Annotated in this window: 1 pseudogene; it reads left to right on the top strand. The window is 69.0% G+C overall.

The features are described from left to right. A pseudogene (locus QSV46_RS40710) lies at nt 1-245 on the top strand (hypothetical protein); the annotation flags it as partial.

The raw sequence follows: 245 nt of genomic DNA, 5'->3' as shown, positions 1-245 counted from the left end.
GTGGCCAGCGGCGCTCTTGCGGATGCGGCGCCGGTCGTTGAGACGACCGAGCCGGTGCTCACGACAACAGCTGCCACCCTGAGCGATCCGACCAGCGACGTGTCAGATCCGGCCGACACCGGGACCGTGGCCAGCGGCGCTCTTGCGGATGCGGCGCCGGTCGTTGAGACGACCGAGCCGGCGCCGACGACAGCAGCTGCCACTCTGAGCGATCTGACCAGCGACGTGTCAGATCTGGTCGACAC

It is taken from the genome of Bradyrhizobium cosmicum (assembly GCF_032290525.1).
In the GTDB taxonomy this organism is placed as follows: domain Bacteria; phylum Pseudomonadota; class Alphaproteobacteria; order Rhizobiales; family Xanthobacteraceae; genus Bradyrhizobium; species Bradyrhizobium cosmicum_A.
Note: the sequence above shows the minus strand (reverse complement) of the source record. Positions and strands in the feature narration are given on the sequence as shown.